This window comes from Mesorhizobium sp. M2A.F.Ca.ET.037.01.1.1 (assembly GCF_003998075.1).
GTDB lineage: Bacteria > Pseudomonadota > Alphaproteobacteria > Rhizobiales > Rhizobiaceae > Mesorhizobium.
This window is the reverse complement of the sequence record NZ_RZSA01000728.1, coordinates 1-3,555: the sequence shown is the minus strand read 5'-3', so window position 1 is coordinate 3,555 and position 3,555 is coordinate 1. Positions and strand designations below refer to the sequence as shown.

Annotated in this window: 3 protein-coding genes and 1 pseudogene; all 4 read right to left on the bottom strand. The window is 66.4% G+C overall.

Annotated elements, in window-relative coordinates; all coding sequences use genetic code 11:
* Positions 1-731, bottom strand: a 731-nt coding sequence (doeB, locus tag EOA27_RS27830; protein WP_127257760.1) for a N(2)-acetyl-L-2,4-diaminobutanoate deacetylase DoeB, incomplete at its 3' end; no start/stop codon positions are given.
* 3 nt (positions 732-734) lie between these two features.
* Positions 735-1,913: an ectoine hydrolase DoeA gene (doeA, locus tag EOA27_RS27825; RefSeq protein ID WP_126079301.1), complete on the bottom strand. Its 1,179-nt coding sequence runs from the start codon at positions 1,911-1,913 to the stop codon at positions 735-737.
* Between the two features lie 38 nt (positions 1,914-1,951).
* Positions 1,952-2,943 (bottom strand): annotated as a pseudogene (locus tag EOA27_RS27820) (cyclodeaminase).
* The coding region (locus tag EOA27_RS27815) for a pyridoxal-phosphate dependent enzyme (protein WP_127257758.1) at positions 2,940-3,555 on the bottom strand (616 nt) is incomplete at its 5' end. The pseudogene EOA27_RS27820 and the gene EOA27_RS27815, both read right to left, overlap by 4 nt.

The window sequence follows — 3,555 nt, the reverse complement described above, 5'->3', positions numbered from 1 at the left end:
GCACCAGACACTATGCCGGCATGGCGAAGCACGTTGAGGATGCCGCGCCGGGCAATCCGCACGGTTTCGGCCCGCGATGTCCCGCCGCCGCCGAGCTCGGTGGTGACGAAGACCTTGCCCATCTCCTCGGCCGCCGTGTCATACATGCCGACCGCGTCGATCTCGGTCATGCGCATCGAGAACGGCGCCGAGAAGGCCCCGACCGCGGCGAAGGCCTTTTTCTCTTGCGCCTTGTCCGGCAGCGTGTGCGCGGCACAGAAGGGCACGAAATCCAGCGTCTTGCCGCCCGAGTGGAAGTCGAAGACGAGGTCCGCGCGCGGCAGCAGCTCGCGCTGGAAATAGTCGGCGATCTTCTCCGTCACCGTGCCGTCCGGGCGGCCGGGGAAAGAGCGGTTCATATTGCCCTTGTCGATCGGCGAGGTGCGGGTGCCGGCCCGGAACGCCGGATAGTTCATCGCCGGCACGATGATGATCGTGCCGGAGACTTGTTTCGGATCGAGCGTGCGGGCGAGCTCGTAGAGCGCCAACGGCCCTTCATACTCGTCGCCGTGATTGCCGCCGGTCAGCAGCGCCGTCGAGCCCTTGCCGTTGCGCACGACGCAGACCGGGATCATCACCGACCCCCAGGCGGAATCGTCGCGGCTGTAGGGCAGGCGCAAAAAGCCGTGCTGGACGCCGTCGCGCTCGAAGTCGACGGTCGGCGCGACCGGCGATGGACGCAGAGCTGACATCGTTCAGTCCTTCACGAAGAGCTTGCGCGGCACATTGGCCAGGCATTCGACGCCGGTGTCGGTGATCAGGATCGACTCGGTGATCTCCAGTCCCATCGTCTCCAGCCACAGCCCCGTCATGAAATGGAAGGTCATGCCGGGCTGGAGCTCGGTGCGGTCGCCGGGGCGCAGGCTCATCGTGCGCTCGCCCCAGTCCGGCGGATAGGAAATGCCGATCGGATAGCCGGTGCGGTTGTCCTTGACGATGCCGTATTTCTTCAGGACCGCGAAGAAGGCATTGGCGATGTCCTCGCAGGTGTTGCCGGGCTTGGCGGCGGCCAAGCCCGCCTCCATGCCTTCCAGCGTCGCCTTCTCGGCGTCGAGGAACGCCTGCGTTGGCTTGCCGAGGAAGACGGTGCGCGACAGCGGGCAATGATAGCGGTTGTAGCAGCCGGCGATCTCGAAGAACGTGCCTTCATTCGCCTTCATAGGCTTGTCGTCCCAGGTGAGATGCGGTGCGGAAGCATCGGCACCCGAAGGCAGCAGCGGCACGATCGCCGGATAGTCGCCGCCGATCCCGGCGACGCCGCGCGTGCCGGCATCGTAGATCTCGGCGACGAGATCGCATTTGCGCATGCCGACTTCTATTCTGTCGACAATGCGCTGGTGCATCGCCTCGACGATGCGGGCGGCGTTGCGCATGTATTCGATCTCGGTCGGGCTCTTCACCGCGCGCTGCCAGTTCACCAGCGCGGTGGCGTCGGCGAAGCGGGCGTTGGGCAAGTGTTTTTGCAGTGCTGCGAAGGCAGCCGCCGAGAACCAGTAGTTGTCCATCTCGACGCCGATGCTGAGCTTGTCCCAGCCGCGTTCAGCCAGCACGCTGGCAAGGTAATCCATCGGGTGCCGCTCGGTCGACTGCACATAGTGGTCGGCGTAGCCGATGATGTTGTCATGCGCGAGATAGGCGGTGCGCTTGGCGCCGTTGGCATCCTGGCCGCGTCCATACCAGACCGGCTCGCCCGTAGGCGGCACGATGACCGCCTGATGCACGTAGAAGGACCAGCCGTCATACCCCGTCAGCCAGGCCATGTTGGAGGGATCGCTGACGATCAAAAGATCGACCCCCTTGGCCTCCATGGCCCTCCGCGTCTTGGCGAGGCGATCGGCAAATTCGCTCCGCGAGAATTTCAGGTTTGGCTGCATCGTTCTTGGTCCTCGTTTGTTGGGCCTTGCGGCCGGTACTAGCTCTCGAAAGTCGTTCCGGCGTTCGCCGCCCGCGCGCGATCCCGCGCAAGCGTGGCGATCGCGGTATCCTGCACGCCGGTGCCGGTGAGGTCGGCGACGGTGATGTCGCTTGCCGAGCGCCGGCCGGGCTTGCTGCCGGCAATGATCTGGCCGAGTTCGGTGACCTCGGCGTCGGCTGCGAAAACCGCAGCCTCGATGGCGTGATGGAGTTCGCCAAGGCGCCGCGTCTGCTTGGCGCTGTCGGCGACATAGAGATCGGCCATGCGCAGGATCGCCGGCGCGATCTCGTTCTTGTGCTCGGCATCCGAGCCCATAGCGGTGATGTGCTGGCCGGCAGAGACGAAGCCGGGCTTGATCAGCGGTTCGGTCGACGGCGTGGTGGTGACGATGATGTCGGCGCCGGCTGCCGCGTTCGCCGCATCCGGTTCGGCGCGAACCATGATGCCCAGCCTGTCGCGCAGGCGGGCTGCGGTTGCCTCGGCCCTGGCGGCATCGCGCGCCCAGATGCGCGCTTCCTCGATCGGCCGCACCAGACGCAGCGCTTCCAATTGCAAGCCGGCCTGCAGACCGGCGCCGAAGATCGCCGCGACCTTGGAGTCCTCGCGCGACAGATGCCTGGCCGCGACGGCGCCGGCAGCGGCGGTGCGGACATCGGTCAGATAGCCATTGTCGAGCAGCAGCGCCTCGACCACGCCGGTCTTGGCCGAGAGCAGCACCATCATGCCGCCGCCGCTCGGCAGGCCGAGCTTCGGATTGTCGAAGAAGCCGGAGCTGATCTTGACGGCGAAGCCGTCTATGCCCGGCACATAGGCGGCCTTCACGTCGACCTCGCCGCGATGCTCGTGAATGTCGAGCCTCAAGATTGGCGGCATGCCACCGGCAGCGTGGCCAGGGCGCGAAAGGCGTTCTCGACGCAGGCGACGGCATCGAGGTCAAGCGTCACGATCTTGCGCAGTTCTGCTTCGGTCAGAATGGTCATACGGTTCATACGGCGCGCTCCGTTGCTGTGGCCGCCTCGCCGCAGACGATGCGGCGGTGCAGGCTCATGTCGATGTTGCGGCCGGAAAGGATGAGCACAGTCGGGCCGCTCACTTTGACCTTGCCGGCAAGCAGCGCGCCGATGCCGACAGCGCCCGCGCCCTCGACGATCTCGCGTTCCTGTTCATAGGCATGGCGAATGCCGGCGGCGATCTCGTCCTCGGCAAGCAGGACCACGTCGTCGAGCAGGTCGCGGCACATGGCGAAGGTCAGCTGGTTGTCGAGGCCGATGCCGCCGCCGAGCGAGTCTGCCAGCGTCGGCAGTTCCTCGACCTGCACGGGCCGGCCTGCGTCGAGGCTGGCTTTCATCGCCGCGCCCCCCGCCATCGAGATGCCGATGACCTTGGTGCCCGGGCTCACGCCTTTGACGGCCGCCGCGACGCCGGCCGCGAGCCCGCCGCCGGAGAGCGGCACCAGCACGCATGCTGCGTCCGGAACCTGCTCCATGATCTCCAACCCAAGCGTGCCTTGCCCGGCGACGATATCGGGATGGTCAAAGGGCGGCAGCATGACCAGCCCTTCCTTCGCCACCAGCCTGTCGACCTGCTGCTGGGCGCCGAAG

What these genes read in the sequence shown, in the direction of transcription:
- doeA (WP_126079301.1), bottom strand. Translation starts at nt 1,913, where the DNA reads ATGCAGCCAAACCTGAAATTCTCGCGGAGCGAATTTGCCGATCGCCTC.